The sequence below is a fragment of the Vibrio nigripulchritudo ATCC 27043 genome (genome assembly GCF_000222685.1).
GTDB lineage: Bacteria > Pseudomonadota > Gammaproteobacteria > Enterobacterales > Vibrionaceae > Vibrio > Vibrio nigripulchritudo.
The window spans coordinates 1-2,511 of the sequence record NZ_AFWJ01000178.1 but is presented as its reverse complement, the minus strand read 5'-3'; the positions used below and the strand labels follow the sequence as shown (position 1 = coordinate 2,511).

The 2,511-nt window shown below is 45.2% G+C and carries 4 protein-coding genes; 3 read left to right on the top strand and 1 reads right to left on the bottom strand.

The features are described from left to right. From RH89_RS14295 to RH89_RS14285, 3 genes are all read left to right on the top strand, one after another. Nucleotides 1-484: ABC transporter ATP-binding protein (locus RH89_RS14295; RefSeq protein ID WP_004403240.1), on the top strand; the 484-nt coding region annotated here is incomplete at its 5' end. A gap of 3 nt (nucleotides 485-487) precedes the next feature. Further along, a complete protein-coding gene (locus RH89_RS14290) occupies nucleotides 488-1,210 on the top strand; it encodes an ABC transporter ATP-binding protein (protein ID WP_004403239.1) in 723 nt (240 codons plus the stop codon). A gap of 6 nt (nucleotides 1,211-1,216) precedes the next feature. Beyond that, a complete protein-coding gene (locus RH89_RS14285) occupies nucleotides 1,217-1,951 on the top strand; it encodes an aspartate/glutamate racemase family protein (RefSeq protein ID WP_004403238.1) in 735 nt (244 codons plus the stop codon). A 109-nt stretch (nucleotides 1,952-2,060) separates the two neighbouring features. Here RH89_RS14285 and RH89_RS14280 read toward each other — a convergent pair whose 3' ends face one another. Next, nucleotides 2,061-2,366 (bottom strand): hypothetical protein, encoded by a 306-nt coding sequence (locus RH89_RS14280; protein ID WP_004403237.1) that lies wholly within the window; start codon nucleotides 2,364-2,366, stop codon nucleotides 2,061-2,063. Nucleotides 2,367-2,511 lie beyond the last annotated feature (145 nt).

Below are 2,511 nucleotides of genomic sequence, written 5' to 3'. Positions count from 1 at the left end.
TGTCGCTGCCCATCATTTGCGTTCAAAGTCTTCGTTACTGGGCTTCTTTGTCGGGACTAAACTCGCCAGAGAAGACGAAGCTAAATTCGAAAATTCATCAAACAAATTAATAGAGTTTCTTGGAATAGAATCCATTGCGGACGAAATGGCTTCAAACTTACCTCAAGGACACCTCAGAACACTGGGGATGGCGATAGGCTTGGCTACGGAGCCGTCAATTATTCTTTTGGATGAACCCTTTGCTGGGATGAATCATGACGAAACAATGCGGATGGTCAACTTAGTCAAACGTCTTCGTGACGAACGGGGAGTCACCATCTTGCTGGTGGAACACGATATGCCTGCTGTTATGAAAATCTCGGACCGCCTTGTAGTGATTAACTTTGGTGAAAAAATCGCTGAAGGGACACCCTTTGAAATTCAAAACAACCCAAAAGTCATAGAGGCTTACCTAGGGTCGGAAGATGCAGCGGTGGGGATGTAGTCTATGACCGAGATACTTAAATTTGAAAATGTTGAGCTTTATTACGACCACGTTTATGCCTTGAAAGGTGTATCACTTGATCTTAAGAAAGGTGAAACAGTGGCGTTGATCGGAGCCAATGGTGCAGGGAAGTCCTCAATCTTGAGAGCCATAACGGGTTTGGCAAAAATCAAATCAGGTTCGATTTACTACAACAATAAGCGTTTAGACGGGACACCAGCAGCGGAGATAGTAAAACGGGGAATTGCGATGGTTCCAGAGGGACGAAGAGTTTTCCCATATATGTCAGTGAAAGACAATCTCCTGATGGGGGCATTCACACGCTCAGACAAAAAGGAAATTTCAGAGTCACTGGACAGTGTGCTTGAACGGTTTCCTCGGCTTCGAGAGCGTTTTTCTCAACATGCAGGAACCTTGTCAGGAGGTGAACAACAGATGATGGTAATTGGTCGGGCGTTGATGGCAAAACCTGATCTACTCCTTCTTGATGAGCCAAGCCTTGGGATTGCACCGAAACTGGTACAGGACATTGCCCGCTCGATAGTCTCGATCTCAAAAGACCAGAATGTCAGTGTGTTGCTGGTTGAGCAGAATAGCCGTATGGCAATGTCAATATCCGACCGGACTTATGCTTTGTCCACTGGCTCCATCGTTTTAGAAGGTCCTTCAAAGAGCCTGATTCACGATGACCGTATCAAGGCAGCTTACTTAGGCGGGGATTTATAATTCAACATGAAAATCCTGATTGTAAACCCTAATACAACCGCGAGCATGACAGAAAAAATTCGTTTCTCCGCACTAAAAGCGGCTTCTCGAGATACCGAAATCATTGCGGTTTCTTCGCTTGAAGGACCCATCTCCATTGAAGGTTATTTTGATGAAGCAATGGCAATACCTGGTATGCTTGCAACCATACAGGCAGCAGATGATTTTGATGCTGTGATCATCGCCTGTTTTGACGACACTGGGTTGGACGCGGCTCGATGTTTTACGCACAAACCCGTAATGGGCATTGGCGAAGCGGGATATCACATCGCGTCAGTCCTATCCAATAAGTTTAGCGTTGTTACTACATTGGCTCGATCTGTGCCCGCGCTGGAACACAATATTTTGCGATACGGGATGGAAAGGCGCTGTGTGAAAGTGCGAGCATCTGAAATCCCGGTTCTGGAACTGGAAAATGGAAGCGTTAAGCCGATGAAGATTCTTGGGGATGAAATTGAGCGAGCCATTTCAGAAGACAAAGCTGAAGCTATCGTTCTAGGGTGTGCGGGAATGACAGACCTAGCAGCAGAATTGTCTGACAAGTTTGGTTTGCCTGTGTTAGATGGTGTTTCCTGTGCAGTGTCAATGTGCGAAAGCATTGTGAAAATGGGATTAAGGACCAGTCGGCTGGGTGGGTATACACAACAACCAAAACATAAGCTCTCGGTATTGAACAGGTTGATCTCGATGGAAAACCAGTGACTCGGATCAATCACCCAACAGAGCCGTTTGGAGAGGTTAACCGCGAGCCATTCCGCCTTCTTATATCCCGGAAGCAACAGCAGTTTGGGCTGGAACTCGCATACCGAGGCTAGTCCAATTCTTCCAGCCAGCGAACGCGCACTGCATCTTTGTCGATCATGGTAAATACCTTAGGTCTTACTTCGCTGACCCACCACTCGTTGTAAGTCGCTTCATTTGCCTTGATTTTGTGTTCCTCAGAGTCATATTGGCGAGCCCAGACAAACCAAACGTTCTTGCTTTCGTCCTCATAAATACTCTGGAACAAAATCTTCATTCCGCATTTTATCTGGTGAGGTAGCACAACCTCGTCCATGAATTTCAGCCAGTTTTCTTTCTCACCTTCGAAAAGCTTGTATTCGCGTAACTCGATCATAAATCCTCTTTTGGTAAGGCAACTTTTACAATTCATTATCATTTAAAACGGTCCCCTCAATCAATTTCAAAAGTGAGAAAATAGTTAACATGTTGATAATTAGCTGATTGTAATTGCTTGGTGATAAATATGTTAATTTAGTGTT

Bases quoted from the DNA above. Each gene is read 5' to 3' on its own strand.
- RH89_RS14290 (WP_004403239.1), top strand. From the start codon at position 488: ATGACCGAGATACTTAAATTTGAAAATGTTGAGCTTTATTACGACCAC.
- RH89_RS14285 (WP_004403238.1), top strand. From the start codon at position 1,217: ATGAAAATCCTGATTGTAAACCCTAATACAACCGCGAGCATGACAGAA.
- RH89_RS14280 (WP_004403237.1), bottom strand. From the start codon at position 2,366: ATGATCGAGTTACGCGAATACAAGCTTTTCGAAGGTGAGAAAGAAAAC.